The 21,528-nt window shown below is 50.0% G+C and carries 22 protein-coding genes and 1 pseudogene; 21 read left to right on the forward strand and 2 right to left on the reverse strand.

Translation table 11 applies throughout. The features are described from left to right. The first annotated feature begins 100 nt into the window (after positions 1-100). The 4 genes from BN98_RS01060 to BN98_RS01070 are packed head-to-tail and all read left to right on the forward strand — an operon-like array spanning position 101 to position 2,183. Positions 101-466, forward strand: coding sequence for a GntR family transcriptional regulator (locus BN98_RS01060; protein ID WP_019190175.1), 366 nt, complete (start codon positions 101-103; stop codon positions 464-466). Between the two features lie 23 nt (positions 467-489). Further along, the gene (locus BN98_RS07760) at positions 490-861 is read left to right on the forward strand and encodes an ATP-binding cassette domain-containing protein (RefSeq protein ID WP_052332284.1); all 372 of its coding nucleotides are present in this window, start codon (positions 490-492) and stop codon (positions 859-861) included. After that, positions 755-1,408 (forward strand): ATP-binding cassette domain-containing protein, encoded by a 654-nt coding sequence (locus BN98_RS07765; protein WP_154654937.1) that lies wholly within the window; start codon positions 755-757, stop codon positions 1,406-1,408. The genes BN98_RS07760 and BN98_RS07765 overlap by 107 nt, the downstream gene beginning before the upstream one ends. Before the next feature lie 31 nt (positions 1,409-1,439). Beyond that, positions 1,440-2,183, forward strand: a complete 744-nt coding sequence (locus BN98_RS01070; protein WP_019190173.1) for a hypothetical protein — start codon at positions 1,440-1,442, stop codon at positions 2,181-2,183. A 180-nt stretch (positions 2,184-2,363) separates the two neighbouring features. On the opposite strand, the gene BN98_RS01075 is transcribed toward BN98_RS01070, so the two are convergent. Then, positions 2,364-2,741, reverse strand: a complete 378-nt coding sequence (locus BN98_RS01075) for a helix-turn-helix transcriptional regulator (protein WP_019190172.1) — start codon at positions 2,739-2,741, stop codon at positions 2,364-2,366. A 328-nt stretch (positions 2,742-3,069) separates the two neighbouring features. Between BN98_RS01075 and BN98_RS01080 the strand changes: the two genes are divergently transcribed. The 15 genes from BN98_RS01080 to BN98_RS01150 all read left to right on the forward strand — a co-directional run bounded on the left by BN98_RS01080 (position 3,070) and on the right by BN98_RS01150 (position 18,016). Then, complete coding sequence (locus BN98_RS01080) at positions 3,070-4,401, forward strand: TadA family conjugal transfer-associated ATPase (RefSeq protein ID WP_019190171.1); 1,332 nt, start codon at positions 3,070-3,072, stop codon at positions 4,399-4,401. Continuing rightward, on the forward strand, positions 4,398-5,138 hold the full coding sequence (locus tag BN98_RS01085; protein ID WP_019190170.1) for a type II secretion system F family protein: 741 nt from the start codon (positions 4,398-4,400) through the stop codon (positions 5,136-5,138). The genes BN98_RS01080 and BN98_RS01085 overlap by 4 nt, the downstream gene beginning before the upstream one ends. Continuing rightward, positions 5,135-5,986: a type II secretion system F family protein gene (locus BN98_RS01090; RefSeq protein WP_019190169.1), complete on the forward strand. Its 852-nt coding sequence runs from the start codon at positions 5,135-5,137 to the stop codon at positions 5,984-5,986. The genes BN98_RS01085 and BN98_RS01090 overlap by 4 nt, the downstream gene beginning before the upstream one ends. Positions 5,987-5,997: 11 nt before the next feature. Beyond that, the gene (locus tag BN98_RS01095) at positions 5,998-6,207 is read left to right on the forward strand and encodes a Flp1 family type IVb pilin (protein ID WP_019190168.1); all 210 of its coding nucleotides are present in this window, start codon (positions 5,998-6,000) and stop codon (positions 6,205-6,207) included. Continuing rightward, the gene (locus BN98_RS01100; RefSeq protein WP_019190167.1) at positions 6,204-6,653 is read left to right on the forward strand and encodes a hypothetical protein; all 450 of its coding nucleotides are present in this window, start codon (positions 6,204-6,206) and stop codon (positions 6,651-6,653) included. Before BN98_RS01095 ends, BN98_RS01100 begins: the two co-directional genes overlap by 4 nt. Positions 6,654-6,665: 12 nt before the next feature. After that, on the forward strand, positions 6,666-9,707 hold the full coding sequence (locus tag BN98_RS01105) for a DUF5702 domain-containing protein (RefSeq protein WP_019190166.1): 3,042 nt from the start codon (positions 6,666-6,668) through the stop codon (positions 9,705-9,707). Beyond that, positions 9,704-10,783 carry a hypothetical protein gene (locus BN98_RS01110; protein WP_019190165.1) on the forward strand — a complete coding sequence of 360 codons (1,080 nt, stop codon included), beginning with the start codon at positions 9,704-9,706 and terminating at the stop codon, positions 10,781-10,783. The genes BN98_RS01105 and BN98_RS01110 overlap by 4 nt, the downstream gene beginning before the upstream one ends. Beyond that, positions 10,758-11,705 (forward strand): hypothetical protein, encoded by a 948-nt coding sequence (locus BN98_RS01115; RefSeq protein WP_019190164.1) that lies wholly within the window; start codon positions 10,758-10,760, stop codon positions 11,703-11,705. Before BN98_RS01110 ends, BN98_RS01115 begins: the two co-directional genes overlap by 26 nt. A gap of 49 nt (positions 11,706-11,754) precedes the next feature. Then, positions 11,755-13,008 carry a nicotinate (nicotinamide) nucleotide adenylyltransferase gene (nadD, locus tag BN98_RS07770; protein ID WP_084765214.1) on the forward strand — a complete coding sequence of 418 codons (1,254 nt, stop codon included), beginning with the start codon at positions 11,755-11,757 and terminating at the stop codon, positions 13,006-13,008. A 26-nt stretch (positions 13,009-13,034) separates the two neighbouring features. Next, on the forward strand, positions 13,035-13,379 hold the full coding sequence (rsfS, locus tag BN98_RS01125) for a ribosome silencing factor (RefSeq protein WP_052332286.1): 345 nt from the start codon (positions 13,035-13,037) through the stop codon (positions 13,377-13,379). Positions 13,380-13,381: 2 nt separating this feature from the next. Continuing rightward, positions 13,382-14,086: a helix-hairpin-helix domain-containing protein gene (locus BN98_RS01130; RefSeq protein ID WP_019190161.1), complete on the forward strand. Its 705-nt coding sequence runs from the start codon at positions 13,382-13,384 to the stop codon at positions 14,084-14,086. Positions 14,087-14,166: 80 nt separating this feature from the next. Continuing rightward, the gene (gene secG, locus BN98_RS01135; RefSeq protein WP_019190160.1) at positions 14,167-14,400 is read left to right on the forward strand and encodes a preprotein translocase subunit SecG; all 234 of its coding nucleotides are present in this window, start codon (positions 14,167-14,169) and stop codon (positions 14,398-14,400) included. A gap of 110 nt (positions 14,401-14,510) precedes the next feature. Next, positions 14,511-17,072: a ribonuclease R gene (gene rnr, locus BN98_RS01140; protein WP_019190159.1), complete on the forward strand. Its 2,562-nt coding sequence runs from the start codon at positions 14,511-14,513 to the stop codon at positions 17,070-17,072. Positions 17,073-17,126: 54 nt separating this feature from the next. Continuing rightward, positions 17,127-17,591 (forward strand): SsrA-binding protein SmpB, encoded by a 465-nt coding sequence (smpB, locus tag BN98_RS01145; RefSeq protein WP_476703311.1) that lies wholly within the window; start codon positions 17,127-17,129, stop codon positions 17,589-17,591. Next, positions 17,588-18,016, forward strand: a complete 429-nt coding sequence (locus BN98_RS01150) for a GtrA family protein (protein WP_019190157.1) — start codon at positions 17,588-17,590, stop codon at positions 18,014-18,016. Before smpB ends, BN98_RS01150 begins: the two co-directional genes overlap by 4 nt. Before the next feature lie 84 nt (positions 18,017-18,100). On the opposite strand, the gene msrB is transcribed toward BN98_RS01150, so the two are convergent. Then, positions 18,101-19,084, reverse strand: coding sequence for a peptide-methionine (R)-S-oxide reductase MsrB (gene msrB, locus BN98_RS01155; RefSeq protein WP_019190156.1), 984 nt, complete (start codon positions 19,082-19,084; stop codon positions 18,101-18,103). 108 nt (positions 19,085-19,192) lie between these two features. Here msrB and BN98_RS08715 point away from each other — a divergent pair. Both BN98_RS08715 and gltA read left to right on the forward strand, forming a co-directional pair. Next, a pseudogene (locus BN98_RS08715) lies at positions 19,193-20,023 on the forward strand (sulfide/dihydroorotate dehydrogenase-like FAD/NAD-binding protein); the annotation flags it as partial. A 39-nt stretch (positions 20,024-20,062) separates the two neighbouring features. Next, positions 20,063-21,496, forward strand: a complete 1,434-nt coding sequence (gene gltA, locus BN98_RS08720) for an NADPH-dependent glutamate synthase (protein ID WP_242826678.1) — start codon at positions 20,063-20,065, stop codon at positions 21,494-21,496. Positions 21,497-21,528: the final 32 nt, after the last annotated feature.

Genomic DNA, 21,528 nt, shown 5'->3' on the forward strand with positions numbered 1-21,528 from the left:
AGATACATAGTTAGTTACTAGAGTAACTAACTAATAAACTAATCAACAAGTCGAAAATCGACAAGGTAGACGTCTCATGGAGCAAAGAAAGGAGGAGTCGATGCACCTTGACGAAACCAATGGCGTTCCCCTGTTTCAACAAATCAGTGAGGGATTGGAAAATGCCATCTTGACCGGGGCATACAAAGAAGGCGATCAAATTCCGTCGACGACGGAATTAAGCGTCGGGTATCGCATCAATCCGGCGACAGCATTAAAGGGAGTGAATCTTCTGGTTGAGGAAGGCATTCTTTATAAAAAGAGAGGACTGGGCGTGTTTGTTGCCGAGGGCGGCGTGGATCGGATTCGGCAAAAGCGATTGGACGAATTTCGTGACCATTTTGTTCGCCCCTTGCAAAAGGAAGCAAAACGGCTTGGCATCTCCACCGAAGAGGTGATTGCCTGGCTACATAATGATAACGAATGACGACGAATAGGAGGAATACGACGATGAGTTTAGAAGTAACCGGGTTATCAAAGCGTTTTGGAAAACTGACGGCGCTGGATCACGTCAATGTACATTTGGAAAAAGGGAAAATCTACGGTCTTTTGGGCCGAAACGGAGCGGGGAAATCCACGCTGTTAAATATTTTGAATGGGCGCATGCGCCAGACAGAGGGGACCTTTACGATTGATGGCGAGAATCCGGGCAATGATCAAGCGTTGCGAAAAATCTACATGGTGGGGCCGGACAATCTCTTCCCGGACAAAAAAATTGAAGGACATTCTAAAAATTACGGCCACTTTCTATCCTGGTTTTGCCCTGAACGAGGCACTGGCGGATCTGGATCGCTTCGGCCTTTCTCCGGACAGTCGCTTTGATAAACTCTCTACCGGAAATAGTTCTCTTTTTAAGTCCGTGGTGGCGTTACGTAGCGGAGCGGAATATCTCTTTTTAGATGAGCCTACGTTAGGGCATGATGCGGTCAATCGCGAGATGTTTTATGAGAATGTGCTGTCTGTATTTTCCGAGACACAGAGCTGCATCGTCCTCTCGTCGCATCTGATTTCGGAATTGGCACCGCTTCTTCAGGAGGTCATTTTTATTCAGAAGGGTAAGATTCTCATTCAGGAAGAGTTGGACGCCTTGATGGAGAAGTATCGACTCCTTTCGGGATCCATCGAGCAAGTACAAAACCTTGTGCAGGCTCATCCGGAGATGACGGTCGTCCAAAAGCAAGAAGTGGGCGCGATGGCGCAGTGGGTGGTGGAAAGCGATGCGTGGGAGGCGCTTAGCACGGCTTCTCTCGGAATACCGGTGCAAAACTTGGATTTGCAGCGCCTATTTATTGCCTTGACGAAAGAGCAACCGGATGCCGCAGCGAAGAATACAAGCCAAAAGCGATCCTTTTTGGGTCGGGCCAACTAAGATGAGAAGCGATAAGTAGGGGGTAAATAGCATGAGACTGCAAGCGACAGGAAAATATATTGTTTGGGAAAATTGCAAGACACTGCTTTATGTGGTGTTGGGTCTGTTCGGCATAGGGGTTTTTATTTCCCTATTCGCCGGCTTTTTCAACAACAACCTTCAACCCAGTTTTTCCGGTCTGGATATAACGATTTTGCTTATGTTTATGGCGGTAAGTCAGTTTACATTTAACCGAAAAATGGACTTTACCTTCCAGAACAGTCTTTCCGCCTCGGCAAGAGCGTGGGGCGTCTACCTGGGTTATATTGCATTTGCCCTTGGCGCATTTGTTCTGATGCTGCTTCTGGTTCCTGTTTTCACGATCGCATTGAAAGCTTTTGGCGGAACCACGAAAGACATTATGGCGTTTTCTCTCTATCAAAATGGCGTAAAGTGGGGAATGGTTTCGGTCCTTTTGATGCTCTATCTTCTTATGGCGACGGTAACGATGCTGTTAGGCCTCTTATACTATCGCATGAAACCCTTTCAAATCGCCTTGTTTGGGATCATCGTGTATATTGTTACAACGTTGCTCTTTCAATCCGTCCTAACCGTCCTAGGAGGAAACGGTTCGGAGAATGCGTTGGTGCGCTATATTGTTGACGTTTTCCGCCGTCTCATACCGTGGCTGGCCGAGAAAAAAAGTCATCTGCTTCTTTTCGAGGCCGGGATCTTTACCGTGCTGAGTTTCTTTAGCTGGGTCGGACTGTACCGTTTGCAACTGCGTAAGCGGTAGCCGTACGATTGCTTCCGGTGTTGTTTCTAAGGTTATTGAGTAATTTCAAAGCCGAAAGAAAAGCGTGGCTTCGGCCACGCTTTTCTTTTATTTGTAATATAAAAACCGCGTACCTGGAAAGTACGCGGTAGAAATTCAAGATGAAAAAAGAGATTCCTCGCTACGTTTAGCGGGGAGTTTTTAATGCGACGGCATTAATTCATGATTTCGGCGATAGAGCAGGAACGAAATAAATTGTGAAACCTCTTGTGTTTCTTCATCCGTCAGATGACGTTCTACGGTTTCGCAGACGTCATGGATGACTTGTGTACCATGCATGCTCTGTCCATACAGTTTTTCCAAAGTTACATTCAGGATATCCGCTAACACGGGCATAAAGTCGGCATTGATGGAATTGGTGGCATTTTCCCAAGCGGAAATGGCACTACCCTGATAGCGGGTGCCTAAGCGCTCGTTAAGCGCATCAGCCAATTCAGCCTGCGTCATATGTTCCTCTTTTCGCAGGTGTGCGAGACTCTGTCCAATCACTTTTTTGTTAGCGTAAAGTAACTCATTCATGGTTCACAATCCCTTCTTTTGAAATTCATCGGTTTAATTATATTAAATTTGTAATCCATATTCAAGAAATTGGTTAAATTCAAGAAATTGTATGAGCTTCTATTTGCGAATGAGACAAAACACCCGAAATTCGGGACACCATGACACATTCGATGAGGTTACTATTAAAGCAGCCTTTCGATGTGTTCATAACCCCCAAGCTACTTGGTGCCATGCCACCTTACCTGTGCACACACATCTGATTCGTAAAGATTACGATCCGGCGGGACGAGCCGGAGACCGGCTGAACCGAAGCAGACGCGTTCCATCTGCTTCGAAAGGAGATTTTATGCAGTCGCCCGAGCGAATGAAAAAATATTTAACCCGTTTACGTGCGCAAACCGATGTGACGCGCCTTCAAGATGCGCCATTGCTGCGGACGGTTGAGACTTTTCTTCGTGCGGATGTGGAATGGAATGCGCTATCGCTTAAAGAGCGTTCCGATATTCTCAATGGTATGTATGCCTCCATTCGTGGCTACGGCGTTTTAGATGCCTTTTTTGCCGACCCGCGTGTGACGGAGATTATGGTGAATCGCTACGACCATATTTATATTGAACGCGATGGCATTTTGGAGAACACGGGCATGGGCTTTGAGTCCGAAGAAAACTATAACGATATGATCCAAAAAATCGTCAATGATGCGGGAAAGGAGGTGCATCAGCGTTCGCCCATTGTGGATTGCCGCATGAAGGACGGTTCCCGTGTCAACGTGGTGCTGGATCCCATTGCCGGTAGTGGGGCAGCTTTAACCATACGCCGATTTCGCAATCATATTTTTTCGTTGCAAGAGCTAGTCGAAAATTACACCTTATCCGCTTCGGCGGCGGATTTCTTGCGTAAGAGCGTGCGTGCTAAATGCAACATATTTATTTCCGGAGGCACGGGATCAGGAAAAACGACCTTGCTCAATGCTTTGGCCAATGAGATTGATCCGCGAGAGCGCCTTATTACGATTGAAGATGCCAGGGAACTGAACTTCGAAAACATGGAAAACTGGGTGGCGATGGAGGCACGTAAACCCAATGCTGACGGTGAAGGAGGCATCACCATTCGCGATTTAATTCGCGCTTCTTTGCGTATGCGTCCGGATCGCATTATCGTCGGTGAAGTGCGCGGACCCGAGGCACTGGATGCCATTCAAGCCATGAATACCGGTCATGACGGCTCCTTCAGCACGGGGCATGCGAACTCCGTTGCCGATATGCAACTGCGCTTGGAAACCATGATCTTAAGCGGACACGATGGTTTGCCGTTAACTGCCATTCGTCAGCAGCTTGGATCCGCCATTGATCTTTTCGTGCATGTTTCCCGTTTGCGCGATCATCGTCGCTACGTCATGAGTATTGAAGAGCCCTATTGGAAGGACGGATCCCTTAGGTATCATGCCTTGTTTCAGCGCACCGTGAACGAGGCGACCATCGGCCCTTTGGTGGAAACCGGAGAGGAGATGCTGCGACAAGAGAAATTTCTACGCGCAGGCATTCGTTTGCGGGCATCGCCAAAAGAGAGATCGTCACAGGCGGATTCTTCAAGGTCGGCATCGTTACAGGATGAGGCAGGCGGATGGTTTTCGCAAAAACGGCAAGCGATGGTTGCTGCCGGAAAGGGGGTCGGATGAATCGAGAACAATGGCTATGGACGTTAGGCGGAGCGGGAGCCGCTGCCTTTTGTGGCACGATTTTCTTATGTCGTCCCTGGTTTACGCTCCTTTCGTGTATCGTCGGATGGCGCCTCGGGAAAAAATACTGGAAGGCGCATACAAAGCGACAACACAACTTACTACAGCGCGAACAATTTGCCGCTTTTTTGGAAATTTTTTCCTCACGTTTGGAGGCCGGAAGCAATGTCCCGCAGGCATTATTGCGTGCCTTGGGAGAACTGTCCCGCACCTATCGAATGGACCCGACGGAGCCCGGCTTTTTACTGTCGCTTCGCCACTGTTTGGATAGTCTCTCCGGCGGCATCAGCTTGCGTGAAAGCCTGGAGCACTGGATTGAAGAGAGTGAGGATCCGTTAATACGATCCTTCTTAGAAAATTTTGCTGTAGGCAGGGGGCAGGGTGCGAATTTAGCAGAACTGGCCAAATCCTTTTTGCGGTTATTAACCGAGCAAGAAGCGTTACGAAAAGATCGTGAAGTCAAATTAGCCGGTTCCAAGCGGGAACAGGGATTGCTCTTTGCCATGCCCATGGTATTGCTCATCGTACTATACGCTACCGGATTGAGTACGACTCGCTATGGCTTGATGGATTACTTGGTACGCCTTGTTTGCGGAGCGCTGTTTTATGGTGCATGGCGATGGACGAATGCCATTTTGGCAGACAGTGGCTTACAAAACAGAAAGGAGGAAACTTGAACACGTTCATCGGCGTTGTCCTATGCCTCACTTGGTTTGTCGCTTTTTATGTTTCCGTTCATCAATGGAAGCAAGCGCCGCAAGCAGTGCATGAGAAAGCGGCGGCCCTTACCTTGTGGCGACGCGCGTTTGCCCCGATTGGCTGGAAGTGCCTGGAAATGTCTGGCTGGCAACATCGTTCCGGTTTTACCGAAAAACGCCGAGAAGCATTGCGCGTGCTCGTCGATCCCTATCATGTGGAAGAGGTTTTATTGACAAAGGACTTGGAAACCATGAGCGATGTGGGTGCATGGTCCGCTTTAGCGGCGCCGGCATTTTTGCTTCATCCTGTGGCGGGCGCGGGATTTCTCATTGCCTTGGCGGCCTATATCTATAGCCGCACGTATGCGCTGCAGAGTGAAGCACGTCGTGTTGTTGCGCAAATGGAGCAGGCATTGCCGGATATGCTTACACAGATAGTTCTTTCGTTGCGTGCCGGTAGCTTGCCGTTTGCAGCGTGGAAGACGACAGCCGAAAAGGGCCATGGGGCGTTGTATCAGGAAATGTGCCGTGTTCTACACGCGATTGAGGGAGGTGAAGGCATGCGCAGTGCTACAGCGGCTTTTGGACGCCATGTACCGATGAAAAGTCTGCATGATGTGGCAGCGCTATTTTCACAGACGGTTGAAGTGGGCGGCGCGGATTTGGCTGTCGCGCTTGAGCGGATGCGTTCCTCCCTTTATCAGGAACAGAAGAGGCAATACGCTATGCAGGCCGAACGTTGTTCACAGCAAATGCTTTTTCCGAGTTTATTGTTATTTGTCGGCATTCTCCTGCTGGTATTGGTTCCTATGCTACGCGGGATGTAGAAAGGAGTTTTATGCGTTACTGCGATTTCATTCATCCATGGTTTCATTGTCTGCAGCTATGGAAAGATCATCTGAAAAAAGAGGACGGTGAAATCAATATGGTTGCGATTGTTCTCATCATTTTGGTCGTTATAGCGCTCATCGCTATATTTCGAGACAACCTGACCGCTTTATTAGATAGCTTGTTTAAGAAGATTGAAAGCGAGGCGATGAAAATATGAATCGATGGGCAGACGAAAAAGGAGCGATTCCGATCGTCGAGGGTTCCATTCTTTTTCCCATCTGTTTTTTGATTCTGTTTTTGATGCTGTTTTTTTCACTTTTCCTGTTTTTGCAGACCTTTCGTGAAGGACGCTTGCGTCGCATCCTAGCGCAGCCGACCACTGAGGCAGCGTTTTTGAAGCCGGAAGACAGCCTTTTGGCGCAATCCTTGCGGACACCGGGGCGCTTCACGAAGGAGGGGTTATTCTTAGTCCGTTTGCAGCTGGAACAGCAGGAAAGTGAAGACGGTGGCACGCCGTTTCATTTTTTTAAGCTGTCTTCCTATCCCATTCACTTCAAGAGAAGCGGCGTATGGTCCTCATCCGCCACGAATTTATGGCGCTATGAAGCTATTAACGGCTTTGCGGCCAGTGCTGCTGGGCAAAGTGGAAAGAAGAAGCCCTAGAAAGGAGGTTTCATGCGCCCCTTAATGGATACGGAAAAGCGTCGTCCTTGCTTTCTCAACATAGCGTGGTGGAAGAGAAAATTGGCATCACAGCGCGGCGTGATTTCTATCTTTCTTTGTGGTGTGCTTTTACTCATGAGTCTATCAAGTGCCATTCTCATGGACTATGCTCGCGTAGAAACGGCAAAGGCGGATACGCGTTCAGCATTGCGCATGCTATCGCATGCGGCCTTATCGGGCTTTGATAAAAAAGCGGCACGCGAGTTTGGCGTTTTTGCGGTGAAGGATGAAAAAAGTCTTTCAGAACGCGCGAATGCTTTGCTGAAGGCGCGTTATCCCAAAGAAGAAAACTTTCAAAGCATACGTCCGGAGGCGCTGACACTTACGGTAACGCCGACGGACCTTGCACGGTTGAGTCGTCCGGAAGAGATGGATCGGCAGATCCATCAATTTATGGAATGGCAGATCCCGAGTAAGATTCTGGGGAAGGCCATGGAACAACTGGAATTGTTTCAAAACATGGCGCCATCCATTGCGGTGTTTAAAGCAAAAGTGGATTACGAAAAACAGCTGCAAGGCGTACAAGATGCCTTAAATGGCTGGTCCGGATCGATGGAAAGCATGGCAAAGCTCTCGCCACCCGAAGGCGCTCGCATGCCTGCCCTGCCGGCTTCTTTTTCATCTGGGGACAAGACGCATCAAGAGAAAATTTTTACAGGTCTCCCTGCCTCGAAGCCCCTTGTAAACGAATTGCAGCAAAAGTCCGAGAGACTCGATACCCTGCTGTTAAAGCATTTGGAAAAGGCACTGGCAAAAGCAGAAACGGTGCCTGCTGATCCGAGAAACTGGGGAAATCTGCTTACCTTAAGCGATCGCAATGCGTTAAAAAGTGCTTTTGTATCGCTTGTGGGGCAGGCGCGCACAACGAGCGATTGGTTTGGGAAAGTTGCCGATTTAAACGGAAAAGCCAAAACGGAAATGGGGAAAACGACGCAGAAAATGGACGGCTTGGAGGCCTCAAAGAAAAATTGGGAAGGTACGTTGGGTTCAGTGGGCGCGGGCACCTTTTCACAAAATTTGTGGGGCGATTATTTAGCCACAACAAGTGCGATGGACACAAAAGCCTTGGCTGATTTTCAAAAGGAATGGGACACGATGGGCAAGCAGGCGGGAGCCCTTGCCGATGCGTGGAAAAGCATGCAATGGAACGGCAAGCCTTTACTCGAGATCAACTTCGACGAATGGTCGAAGGTCAAACTGGCATCCATTCGTAAGTTGCCGCAGAATCGCTTTCAATTGCCCTCTTCGAGCATACAAACGGCGAGCGTTGCCGGATGGGACGATGGCAAGGCGTTTAGTGAGAAGGCCTTGCAAACACAGAGTAATCTTGCGGCTCAGGCGGCAAAGGATCGCTCCGGCATTTTTGAATTTCTTCGTGCGTGGAATACCAAACGCAAAGCCATCGCAAATGCGCGACAGGCCAAACGTCTGGGATTGCCGACACTAAGCGGCGGTATCACGGACCACTTGTCTTCCGATGTGCTCGCACGATATGAGGCGGATGCGGCAGCAACTCCCGCGGGGGCCCGGAGCGCTTTTTCGGGCGGCAATGAAGTGCAGATGTTGGATCACGGCCTCTTAGAACTGGAGAAGCTGACCACGGAGCTGCAAGCCACAGCGCCTGCGGATCTTGCTGCCATGGTGTGTGATCTTACGTATTGGTCCTGCATGTTCAGCCATCGTACCAGTCCGCTACAGGAAAAAGAGCAAGGAAAACCGCTGCTTTCGCTGACCGGCTATCCGTTATCAGAGCGCCCGATTTTTGGCGGAGAAATAGAGTACTTGTTACAGGGGCGTCCGACGTGGCTTGAGTGCATAAAGCAGACCGAATACCGCGTGGCGGCCATGCGCCTTTTTTGCAATTTGCTCTATGCGTTTACGTCTTCAGAACTTTATGCAGAAACAACGCAGCTGGCCCTTGCTTTGGCGGGATGGACCGGCTTTGCCGTGCCACTTGTCCAATCCGCTCTGCTCATGGTTTTAGCCGTAGGTGAGACGAGCTTGGACATGGATGCCTTGACGGCAGGCGAACGCGTGAGCGTGATGAAATCGCCGGAGACGTGGCAATTTTCTCTTTCCGGCGTGAAAGAAATGGCAAAGAAAGCCGTACGTGACGTATTTGATACGGTGGAGATTGAGGCGATAGCCGGCGTGGAGGCGGGTGCAGACATGGCGAAAGAAACGGCAAAACGTATCTCAAGTTCACTGCAAGAAAAAGTTCAGGATGCGCTGCGTCGACCATTGCTGAGTGTAATGGAAAAGATGCTGTTGCAAACAGAAAATTTAACAGCAGAACAAAGAAAAGCAAAATTAACCGACATGCTGCAGGCCTTGGCTTCACATGGGCAAAACGGCTCCATGGGCGCTGCCGTATCGGGGGCATTCCAAAGCTTGTCCGGACAGACAGATATGCTTTCAGACATCTTGGATAAGGCTTTTGCCGAGAAAAAAAAGGCGGGAGAAGTGACAGACGCAGTCATTCGTTCCCTTCAGGCGCGTACAGAAGTGATGGTGAAGGGCGCTTGTGAGAAATTGGCAGGAATGGCAGAACAGCAAGTGGAGCATTTGAGCGACAAACTACATGCCATTGCTTCGGAAAATGGCGGGGATAAAGACGAGAAAATGCAACAGGCCTTAGCAGTTTTTAAAGAGGATACCGGCATGGGTGACGGCGCCGCTATGTCTTCCAATGCGGGACTTACGATGGGCTACGGAGACTACATGGTGTTTCTGTTGTTGATCACCGATAGTACCCGCGCCGGTCATACGGCTCTCCTTTCGCGCACGGCGCGTCTGATTCAGGCGGAGACGGGTGAAACAGATTTTACTGTTGCGCCTACTTCGCTGGATTGGACGATGGGAAGCACCCTTTCCGTGCTATTCTTACCGCAGTTCTCTGCTACGACATTGACGCATGGAGAAGCCGGCGTGCCAATATCGGCCTCGTGGAAGGAGGGGTATGGCGTGGCGCAAAAAACGGAGGTTATCCCATGAAAGCATCGCTAGGAAAGGACGCGACCGGCTCTTTGACCGTAGAAGCCGCTTTCGTTTTGAGCTTCTTTGTGATTGCCATGGTCTCCTGGACGCTACTTCTTTTTGTCTTGCAAATTCAATCCATGACACAGCACGCCTTAGACCAGGCATGCCTTTCCCTGGCGGATAAGATTTCTCTTACACATACGCTAAGCGCAAAGGAAAGCGGGATTCGATCCTTTGTGAAAGCGATGGGGGCAAAGACGCTATCCATCCCTCTGCCTTCGCTATTGCGGGAGGTTGCTGGTACAAAGGCGCTTGAGACAGATCTCTCGCGAGAATTTCAAGCGTTTTTCGGACGAGGCGCCGGTTATGCCACGGCCATGCATTCGCCATCCTTTTCCATACGTGTTGCGGACGAGGCAGATCTGCTCGAGGCAGATGTTTCGTATCGCTTGGATTTACCGGGTTTGTTGAAGCCGTTAGGACCGATTCCTGTGCACCAGCACACTACTTCGGGTCTGTGGCTGTTGACCGATGATCCTGTGTTTGGCAGTAATACCGAAAAAGAGAAGAAGGAAAAGGGAGAGGAGAGTATTTGGCAAAAGCCTCCGCTTACGCGTGGGCGTATTTTGGTGGATCGCATGCGTAAAAAATCGGGAGCGCAGCAACTTCAACGAGGTCAAATCGTAGATTTGCGCTATGCAGACGGGACGGCAGAAGCGATTTTTTCGCTAAACCTGTTTTCTGCTACCTATGCCTCAGGAAACGGGAATGCGCCGGAACACTATCAGTTAAAAGAGGAGGGATTATTTCGTGCGCTGGCTTCGCAAGCCTCTCGCCTGAAAAAAGCGGTGCACGAACGGCAGATGTGGACGGACGAAACGGGCAGCAACTTTTCGTGGCAGCCCAAACAATGTCGGTTGCGCGTGATATTGCCGCTGGAAGCGCAGCATTTTTCGGGACAACTTCAAGCGATGGCCGAAAAAATACGCTATACGGAAGGGGTAGAACTCGTCTGGGCGTTTGAAGAAAAGGCGCTGGTGCCACAAAACGAGACAGGAGGGGAGCATGCCGGTTCAAGCGAAAACCACTAAGAAAACCGCTTTTGTATTTTTCGCGTTTTCCGAACGTGCGGTGCGCTTTGCCTATAGCGGGCTCATCATCCTGTTAATGCTTGGCATCATCCTGTTTCAAGGTTGGGAAAACCATCGTTTTAAGCTTCGTCAGGCAGAAGGCGTGAAGCAGGCTGAAACGCTCATCGAAGCCGGTTTCTACGCGGAAGCACAGGATATTTTAAAAAAGTTGCCGCGTCCTCTGCCGGAGAAGGTACAGCAGATGCTTTTTCAGGTATCGCTCAAAAAACATGATTTTGTCTATGCGTCGGCGATGCTTAAAACGGAGCCGTTTCCTCATAAGAAGGAGAATGCGTTGTTGTTGCTCTCCACGCTCGCGGAAGCCGACCGATCGCAGCAAGCGTGGAAAGTGCTCGCCACGGAACTGTCGGATGCAGATGCCAGTTTGCGTAAGCAGTGGGCGATAACCTTGTTAGAGGATGTTCGGGAAACGCCGATTGCGGATCAGTTTCAGAGCGGCTGGTATCACGACGCTTTTGCCATTCTCAAGGATGAGGAAGGTTGCTATTTGACGGATGCTGAAGGCGAGGCGATTGATGCCGAGCGCTATGAAGAGATTCTTCCGGTCGAATCGGGCTTTGTGGCAAGACGCAGAAATTTATGGGTACGACTGGATAGCAATGGCCGTTTTGCGGGAACCGCTGCGGCGCCTGCAAAAGAAAAAACGCTGTCGCCGGATGCAAAATATCCGCTTCAACCGTATCAGGAAGGCAATCTGTGGGGTTACGCTTATCACGGAGAGCCGGTGACAAAAGCCCTGTATGAAAAAGCAAGCTCAGTTTCTTCACATGGGACAGCTTATGCTCTTTCCGAGGGCAAAACCTATCGAATTCGTTTTCGCGCGTTGCGGGAAGGCATTTCTTTCAATAGAATAGAACCGTAACCGATCGCTCGAAAACGGCACATGCCGTTGAAACGGAAAGAGGGGAAACGTGACTACCGGAAGGCAAAGGCGTATAGGCATTCTAGGAGGAACGTTCGATCCGGTACACTTCGGGCATTTACAGATGGCAGTAAATGCTATGGAAACCTGTGCACTGGATGAAGTACGATTTGTGCCGGCGTATGCACCGCCGCACAAAAAGGACAAGGAAGATAATGCGGAAGATCGCTTGGCCATGTTGGAGGCGGCGTTACAAGCCAATCCGGCTTTTATCGTGGACCGCCGCGAAATGGAGGCGAAGGAGAAGCAATATTCCTACGAAACTGTCGCGTCCTTTCGAAAAGAATTTCCGGATGCGGCCCTGTTTTTTATCATGGGCGAAGACAGTTTGATGAGCATTCGTACCTGGTATCAATGGGAAAGCTTGCTTTCCATGATCTCCGTGATTGTTTGTGCACGCGCAGAAGTGCCGGGAGATCTGATCGAACAGGTGCAAAAGCTGAATGCCGAAGGCTATTGCATTCAGATCGCCGGAGGACCGGGTATCGATGTGTCCTCCACAAAGATCCGTCAGCTGCTGTCAGAGGGACGGGAAGTGCGTTATCTGTTACCCGACGCCGTGAGCGGCTATATTTATGCACGCCATCTGTATGGTGCATCGCATTCTCAAGAAGAGGCGATGTTCTTAAAGGCGGTCGAAGACGAATCGCTGGCATTTTTGGACGAGGGAGAATTTCCCGCCATGGTGAAGCGACTACGCGCAACCCTTAAACCGCATCGCTTTCGGCATGTCATGCGCGTGGTAAAAACCGCCTCTTTTCTGGCCAAGCGCTATCATTGCGACCTTCAGAAGACACGTCTTGCCGCGCTCCTGCACGATTGTGCGAAGAGCTGTGAGAGAATGTATTTTTCGCAATTGCTGGAAAAAGGTTCTGTCCGGGAGGAGGACTGGAAACCGTCGCCTATTTTTCATGCGTATCTGGGACAATTTGTGTCACGCGACATCTATGGCGTAGAAGATCCGGAAGTATGCGAAGCCATCGCTTCCCATACGACGGGCAGCACGCACATGAGCCTCTTGGCAAAGATTGTTTTTTTAGCCGATGAGATTGAACCGCATCGTAATTTTCCTTATGTCGTGTATTTAAGAGAGAAAAGTTTGGAAAATTTGGATGAAGCCGTACTAGCAGGCATGAATGCTTCTCTGGTGTTCCTTCTGCATAGCGGCAGTCGTATCGAACTAAGCTCCATTACAGCACGTAATGCGTTTTTAGAACAGCAACATTCCTGTAACGGCCAATGAGCCGGCAGGAAGGAAAGGAGTCTTCATTGACAGAGAATACAAAGGAGCAGGCAGCAATGACGGATCGCAATGCGATTATTGTACAGGCGGCCGAAGATAAATTGGCAAGGGATATCAGCATTTTACCGATTCGCGAAGAGGCGGGTATTTGTGATTCCTTTATTGTCATGACGGGAAGAAATAAGAATCACACGCAGGCCATTGCAGATGCGATTACGCAGAAGTTGGCCGAACAGGGCATGGAGCCGAGAAGGACGGAAGGGATGCGTGAAGGCAGTTGGATTTTACTGGATTGCGATGAGACCATTGTCCACATCTTCACGCAGTCGGAACGCGAATTTTATGATCTTGATGAACTTTGGAGCGACTGAGCGTGTCCAAGCGCATCGAAAAGATTTTATTTGCGGTACTCTTTATCGGTGTGGTCATTATCGGAGGATGGCGTTTATTTGTGGGCGAGGCGTCCACGCCTTCGAATGATGATGCACCATCACAAAAGGACAGCCTTGTTTCCGAAATATCGGAGGGAGAGAAAGATAGCGCCTCTGTAGCAGGCGTCGTAGCGTCGGAAAAGGGGAAGACAAGTACAGAGTCTACCTCCGTTGCTGAAAACGTAACGGTTTATGTGGGTGGCGCGGTACAAAAGCCGGGCCTTTACACACTTTCCGCAGAGAAACGCGTGCAGGATGCACTGGAGATGGCCGGCGGTCTTACGAAAGATGGCGCGTTGGCAGCCATTAACCCGGCGCAACATTTGGAAGACGAAATGAAAATTGTGGTGCCGGCCGAAAAAGAGGCAACGACGACGCAGAGCGTCACTCCCGATCCGGTAAGTGTACCGTCAACCGGAGCCAAAGCAACGGAAAATAAGTCGACGATCCATGCAAAGAGAATCAATATCAATACAGCCACGATAGAAGAACTGCAGACCTTGCCGTCGATTGGAAAAGCCAAGGCGGAAGCCATTGTGGCATATCGCCAAAAGAAGCCGTTTCAGTCGGCAGAAGAAATTATGCAAGTTTCCGGCATCGGGAAAAAAGTGTTCGAGAAGATTCGCGATCGTATCATCGTACGATAAGGTATCATGAAACCATTGAAACCTGTCAAGGAATTTGGTAAAATTTATAGTACTGTAACTACCATATCGAGAAGCAAGGGGTGAATTCATTGAAACCAGTTATTATTGCAATTCTTGTTTTGGCCAGCATCGTGATTATTGCGGCAACGCTGATGATGGAGCCCAAAACCAAGGCCGGAGCATTGTTTGGACAGGAGTCCAATGTATACGGAACCTCAGTACATCGTCCGAAAGATGATATGCTGAACAAAGTAACGATCGTTTGCGGTGTCATTTTTGTTATCAGTTTGATTGCTTTGCTCGCTATAAAATGAGACCTTTTTGAAGCCGAGGATATCCTCGGCTTTTTCTTTTTTACCATATGAATCTGAGGGATGGGTACAATAATCTTGGACATGGTCTCATCCGAGAGGAGGAAGTCACTATGGATTTGAAAGATTTTTTGTTGTCCTACTTTACCAGTGAACAGTATGAACCGATGCGCACAAAGGAATTAGCCGATTTATTCGGCTTGGAGGGAAAGACTCGCATCGATTTTTACGACGCGATTGACAGCATGCTGGAAAAAGAAATGATCAAAATGAGTAAACGCGGCCGCATTAAAGCTTATCCGATTGCGGGAGGCGAGGAAGAGGATGTCGAGAGTGCCTCCGAAGAGCTGACAAAGCGTGCGCCGGATTTTGATGTGAGTTTTATGCCGCTTCAGGGAAAAGAAAAAGAAAAGCTGCATCACGGCAAGAAAAAGAGCATTGCGGCGAAAAAAGTAAGCCATGAGACGCTGAAAAAGACGAAAGCGGTAACGGAAAAACCACAGCCGGCGGAAAAAAGCGCGAAGGATGGCGCAGTAGCCGAGGAAAATACGACCGATCCTCTGGTGGGACGTTTGAGTGGTAATGCCAAGGGCTTTGCCTTTTTCCTCTCGGAACGCGAAGAGCAGCCGGATGTCTTTATTGCGCCGGATGATTTAAACGGGGCTCTGCATGGTGATCGGGTACGCATCGAAATTACGCAAGCCCCTGATCCCGAAGTGGGAAGAAATGCAAACGGCCGTGTGGTACAGATTCTTTCTCGCAACACGGATCCGATCGTCGGCCTCTATGAAAAGAAAAACGGCTACGGTTTCGTTTTACCGGATAAAAAGAATTATACTTGCGATATTTACATTGCGGATGCCGATGCGATGGAAGCAGACGATGGCGACAAAGTTATCGTTGAACTGTTTGGCGCCGATGACAATGAGGGCAATCCTTCCGGACGGATTTTGGAAGTGCTCGGACCTGCCGGTGCAAAAGGCGTAGATATCACCTCGGTCGCACGTGAATTTCAACTGCCTTATGAGTTCTCCGAAGACACATTAAAAGAAGCAGAAGCCTTGCCGGAAGAAGTGGATAAAGCGGATTACCGTGGCAGACGAGACTTGCGAAACAAGTTTACGGTCACGATAGACGGTGCCGATGCGAAAGACTTTGACGATGCGATCTCTGTGGAAAAACGGGGAAGATATTACAATCTCTATGTGCATATTGCGGATGTTTCACACTACGTGAAGCCCGGATCGGCCATTGATCGTGATGCGTACGAACGCGGCAATTCTGTGTACTTACTGGACCGCGTTATTCCTATGTTGCCCGAGAAGCTCTCCAACGGGTTGTGCTCACTGAATCCCGATGTGGATCGCATGGCCATGACTACGCAGATGACGTTGGATCTGGAAGGCAATGTGGTGGATCACCAGTTTTATCCGAGCGTAATCCGCTCCAACCATCGCTTGGTGTATGACGATGTGTCGGATTACATCGAAAATGGCACGGTGTTTGATGAAGACGAAGTGCTTTTTGATCAGTTGGATATTATGGCGGAATTGTATCGTTTGCTGGCTAAGAAACGCGTAGAGCGTGGTACGCTGGATTTTGATTTTCCGGAGACCGATATTCGTCTGGATGAAAATGGCGCTGCTGTAGAGGTGAAGTTAGCGGAAAGACGGACTGCCAATCGCGTCATTGAAGAGTTTATGATCCTCAACAATGTGGTGGTAGGCACGACATTCTACGAGAAAAAACTGCCCTTTGTCTATCGCGTGCACGCAGAACCGAAGGCGGAAGATATTGAGCGCTTAAATCGTGCGCTGGCAGCATTCCATTATGAGCCGATTGCCCAGAATCCGGAACCGGCACGCATGCGTGAGATTCTGGAAAAGGCAGCAGGCGAAAAAGAAGAAGGCATCCTAAACATGCTCATTTTGCAGAGCATGTCCAAGGCCGTATACAGTCCGAAGCCGACCATGCACTATGGCTTGGCGGAGGAACACTATTCGCACTTCACTTCGCCGATTCGTCGTTATGCCGATCTCATTGCGCATCGACTGCTGAAAGCGTGGCTTATGGGCGAAGCGCGAAATGACGAGGGACTGAAAAAAGAACTATTCACGCAATGTGAGCATATTTCTCTGACCGAGCAAAAAGCAGAGGAAGCGGAACGCGACGTGGTGGACATGAAGTGCGCGGAATACATGCAACGCTATGTGGGAGAAGAATTTGTGGGACAGGTTACTTCACTCACCAATTTTGGCGTTTTCGTCCGCTTGGAAAATACGGTGGAAGGCTTAGCTCATTTCCGGGATATGACCGACGACTATTATTCTTATGATGAGGAACGCATGGTGGTGCGTGGAGAACGCCTACACCGTGAGTTGCACTATGGAGATTCGGTACGCGTTTTGGTGGCGGCGGCCAATCCGTTGCTCAGAGAGGTGGACTTTCATCTGCCGGAATTCACACGTCAGCTCGACAAGAACGAAAGACATGAGAATAAAGAACGTAATGGCCATCGTCATGGCGCCCGTGGAGGCGTGGCATTTCAACGTCGCACGCAGGAACGCCCCAAAAATTTTAAGGGCGGAAGAACGTCCCGTGCTAATCAGCCGCGTAAGAAGGGCGCCAGTCGCCATCGCAATCAACTCTCCAATCGAGCACGACGTAAGGGCTGATGCTGCGTCCGGCATCAGCCCCGAGGGGCCGGATCCGGAGAGCAGAGAGGAATAATCATGCAAAACGAAGGAACAAAAGTGTTGGCAAACAATCGACGCGCCAAGCACGAATATTTCATTGAAAAAATTTTGGAAGCGGGCATTGCCCTGAAAGGTACAGAGGTCAAGAGCGTGCGCCAGGGGCATGTATCCATTCAGGAATCCTACGTTGATATTTATGAGGGGGAGGCCTGGATTAAAGGGATGCACATCAGCCCGTATGAGCAGGGCAATCGCTATAATACGGATCCAGTGCGCGATCGACGTCTGCTTTTGCATAAAAAAGAGATTCGTCAGCTGGCACAGGCGATTCAGCGGGACGGCTATACGGTTATCCCGCTCAGCGTAAATTTACGCGGTCGTCATATTAAAGTAGATATTGCGTTGGCGAAGGGCAAAAAGCTCTATGATAAGCGCGAAAGCTTACGTGAAGCAGACGATAAGCGTCGTATTGAACGCACGTTGAAGGACTGGGGATGAAGATAAAAGAATTATGGCTACGATGGCAGGAACCGATTTGCTACCTTTTTTTCGGTGTCCTAACGACCGTGGTTAACTACATCGTATATTTCTTGGCGACACGTGGAGCAGGGCTGCATTATATGGTGGCAACGGGGCTTTCCTGGGTGGTCGCGGTGCTGTTTGCCTTTGTCACGAACCGTCGCTTTGTCTTTGCGTCCGATGCGAAGGGCAAAGTAGCCGTGGGTGCTGAATTGTTGCGCTTTATTGGTGGCCGGGTGCTTTCTCTGTTATTGGAAGCGCTCATCATGTTCCTCGGTATCGAAGGCTTGAAGCTGCTCCGGTATGACTGGGCCGTCAAGACGGTGGCGCAGGTTGGCGTAGTGGTTTCTAATTATTTTCTGAGTAAATTTTTCGTGTTTAAAAAAGAGACGCCTCAATCCTGAGGCGTCTCTTTATCGTGCAAGTTTTATGGCGGAAACAAGCTGCTTTCTCAAATGGTTTGTCGGATCGTTCGGGTGATATAACGGTTAGTTTTCGAGATCGGTTTTCTCTACATAGCGGATCCAGGCGCCATAGCCCTCTTCTTCCATCTTTTCCAACGGGATAAAGCGTAAGGCAGAACCGTCAATGCAATAGCGCAGGCCGCCCAACGCGAGGGGACCGTCTTCGAAGACATGTCCCAAATGGCTGTCGGCATGGCGGGAACGCACTTCAACGCGCGCTCTGCCGGGAATTGAAGTGTCGCGATGTTCGCTTAATTGGTCCGTCCGTATGGGCTTACTAAAGGAAGGCCATCCGCAGCCGGCGTCAAATTTATCGCGAGAACTGAAGAGAGGCTCCCCGGAGACGATGTCTACATACAGACCGGGCTCAAATTTCTGATCATAGGGATGCGCATGCGGTACATCGGTACCCTGCTCCTGCGTAATGTGGTATTGCGCCGGCGTCAACGTTTGACGCAAGGTTTCCGGATCGGGCTTCTTAAATTCTTCAAAGCCGTCGGATAGTGGCTTCGTGGCCAACGTCAGATCCAAATGACAATAGCCGTTGGGATTTTTCTCCAAATAATCCTGATGGTAGTCTTCGGCTTTGACCCAATTTTTAAGAGGAGCCGCCTCAATAGCTACGGGCTTTCCAAGCTTTTTGGACCATGATGCCAGCACGTTTTTAATTTTTTCGAGGGTGCCGAAAACCGCATCCTGTGGTACATAGATGCCCGTGCGATATTGGCGTCCCACATCGTTTCCTTGGCGATTAACCGACAGCGGGTCCACAATGCGATAGTAATGATCCAATAGTTCCTCCAGGGATATACGATGCGGCGCATACGTAATTTTTACAGTTTCCGCATGATCGGTTAGTTTCACTTTCTTATAGTTCGTTTCGGTTGTGTTTCCATTGGCATAGCCGACCTCCGTTTTAAGGACGCCGTTTAATTGACGAAAATATCCTTGTACGCCCCAAAAACAACCTCCGGCGAGGTAAATGGTGGCGATGGGTTGATGGTCCATGGTCCCTCCTTTGTAAGAGAGAATGCGATTCGTCTTGTGCATTCCTCGTTTCTTCAGATTAATGTATACTGAATATAAGTGCAAGAAGCGTGGAGAAGGAGGAAGGCCATGTTTGAAATCGTGGGGAAAGAATGGCTGGCGGATAATATTGTTTCCTTAGTGGTGAAGGCACCGCGTGTGGCACAAACGTGTGAACCGGGACAATTTTTAATTATCAAAGCCGACGAGGTTGCAGAGCGAATCCCTCTGACGATTGCGGATTATAATCGCGAGGAGGAAACCGTTACCGTAGCCATTCAAACTATCGGAAAATCAACGCAGAAAATTGCTGACTTTGCCGTGGGAGATGTTTTGCGTGATGTTTTGGGACCGTTGGGGCATCCGTCTGCGTTTATTCAAGAACCGTTGGAAGCGGTGCAAAAGCGTCGCTATATTTTCATTGCCGGCGGGCTGGGGGCTGCCCCGGTGTATCCGCAAGTGCGCTGGTTATCGGAACATGGCGTTTCGGTGGATGTAATTATGGGCGCTCGGAATAAGGCGTTGGTGTTCTGGGAAGATCGTATGCGGGCGGTTGCCGATCAAGTCTATGTTACGACTGATGACGGCAGCTACGGCAGACACGGATTGGTCACGCAGTGCTTGGAAGAGTTGGTTACCAAAGAGGGCAAGCACTATGATCAATGCGTTTGCATCGGCCCGATGATCATGATGAAATTTTTAGCTAAGCTGACGGCAGCGGACGGGCTGGACATCCCTACGATTGTATCGATGAACCCCATCATGGTGGATGGCACGGGCATGTGCGGGGCTTGTCGCGTGCACGTCGGGGACAAGGTGCGCTTTGCCTGTGTGGACGGCCCGGAATTTGATGCGAGAGATATTGATTTTGACGAGGCCATACGGCGACAAAAGATGTATCGCACGAAAGAAGGACGCGAAAAGATTCGAACCGAAGGCACATCGGCGCCGCAGGCGGTCGTGAAAAACGGAGAAACGCAGTATTTTGATATCTTAAAACGCGTGCCCGTGGCGGAACAGGATCCGTTAAAACGTTCGGAAAATTTTGAGGAAGTGTCGTTGGGCTATGATGCGCGTGGTGCGGCGCTGGAAGCATCGCGTTGTTTAGAGTGCAAAAAACCGCGTTGTGTGGGCGCGTGTCCGGTAGCCATTGATATTCCGGGCTTTATCCGCGAGATCAAAACGAATCAGTTGTCGGCGGCCTTTGACGTACTGAGCCAATCTACGTCATTACCCGCTGTGTGCGGACGCGTCTGCCCGCAGGAGGAGCAATGTGAAGGCGCCTGCATTCGCGGCATTAAGGGAGAGCCGGTATCCATCGGAAAACTGGAACGCTACGTGGCGGACTGGGCACGGGAGGAAGGCATTCGTCCACAAGCGCCGCAGGTGATGAAGACGGGACAAAAAGTAGCCATCATCGGTTCAGGGCCGTCAGGCCTTGCCTGTGCGGGCGATCTGGCCAAGCTCGGCTACGACGTTACGATTTTCGAATCGCTCCATGAAGCAGGCGGCGTACTGCAATACGGGATTCCGGAGTTTCGTTTGCCGAAAAATGAAGTCGTGGCCTACGAAGTGGAGAATGTACGACGCTTGGGCGTTAAAATTGAAACCGATGTGTTTGTCGGCCAAAGTACGACCATTCCTGAATTGATGGAACAAGAAGGCTTTGAAGCGGTCTTTATTGGCTCCGGCGCCGGCTTACCGCGTTTTATGAATATTCCCGGCGAATCCTTAAACGGTGTGATGTCTGCCAATGAATATCTGACGCGCAATAATCTGATGCATGCCTTTGATGCGCGCTACGATACGAAAATGGAACGTGGCAAACGCGTTGTGACCGTGGGCGGCGGCAATGTAGCAATGGACGCAGCGCGTATGGCTTTGCGTTTGGGAGCAGAAAGCCGTCTTGTGTATCGCCGTAGTGAAAAAGAATTGCCGGCGCGTCTGGAGGAGATTGAACACGCGAAAGAGGAAGGCGTCATCTTTAATTTCCTTCGCAATCCGGTGGAAATTTTAGGCGATGATACCGGTTGGGTGTCGGCGATAAAATGCATTCGCATGGAATTGGGCGAACCGGACAGTTCGGGACGTCGCCGACCGGTGGAAATTCCCGGATCGGAATTTGTCATTGCCTGCGATACGGTTATTATGGCGTTGGGAACGAATGCCAATCCCCGTGCCGCTAAAGGCTTGGATGGACTGGGTCTCAATCAATGGAATGGCATTATTACGGATGAAGAAACCGGTGCGACCAATATCCCCGGCGTTTTTGCCGGCGGCGATGCGGTAACCGGTTCTGCCACAGTGATTTTGGCCATGGGTGCCGGACGTAAAGCGGCGCAGGGCATAGATACGTATCTGAAAGAAAAACGGGGCGTGCGCACATCCCTGTAGTCGGTAGGCAGCCCTCGGACTTCAATTGAATA

This window comes from Levyella massiliensis (assembly GCF_000308275.2).
Lineage (GTDB): Bacteria > Bacillota > Clostridia > Tissierellales > Peptoniphilaceae > Murdochiella > Murdochiella massiliensis_A.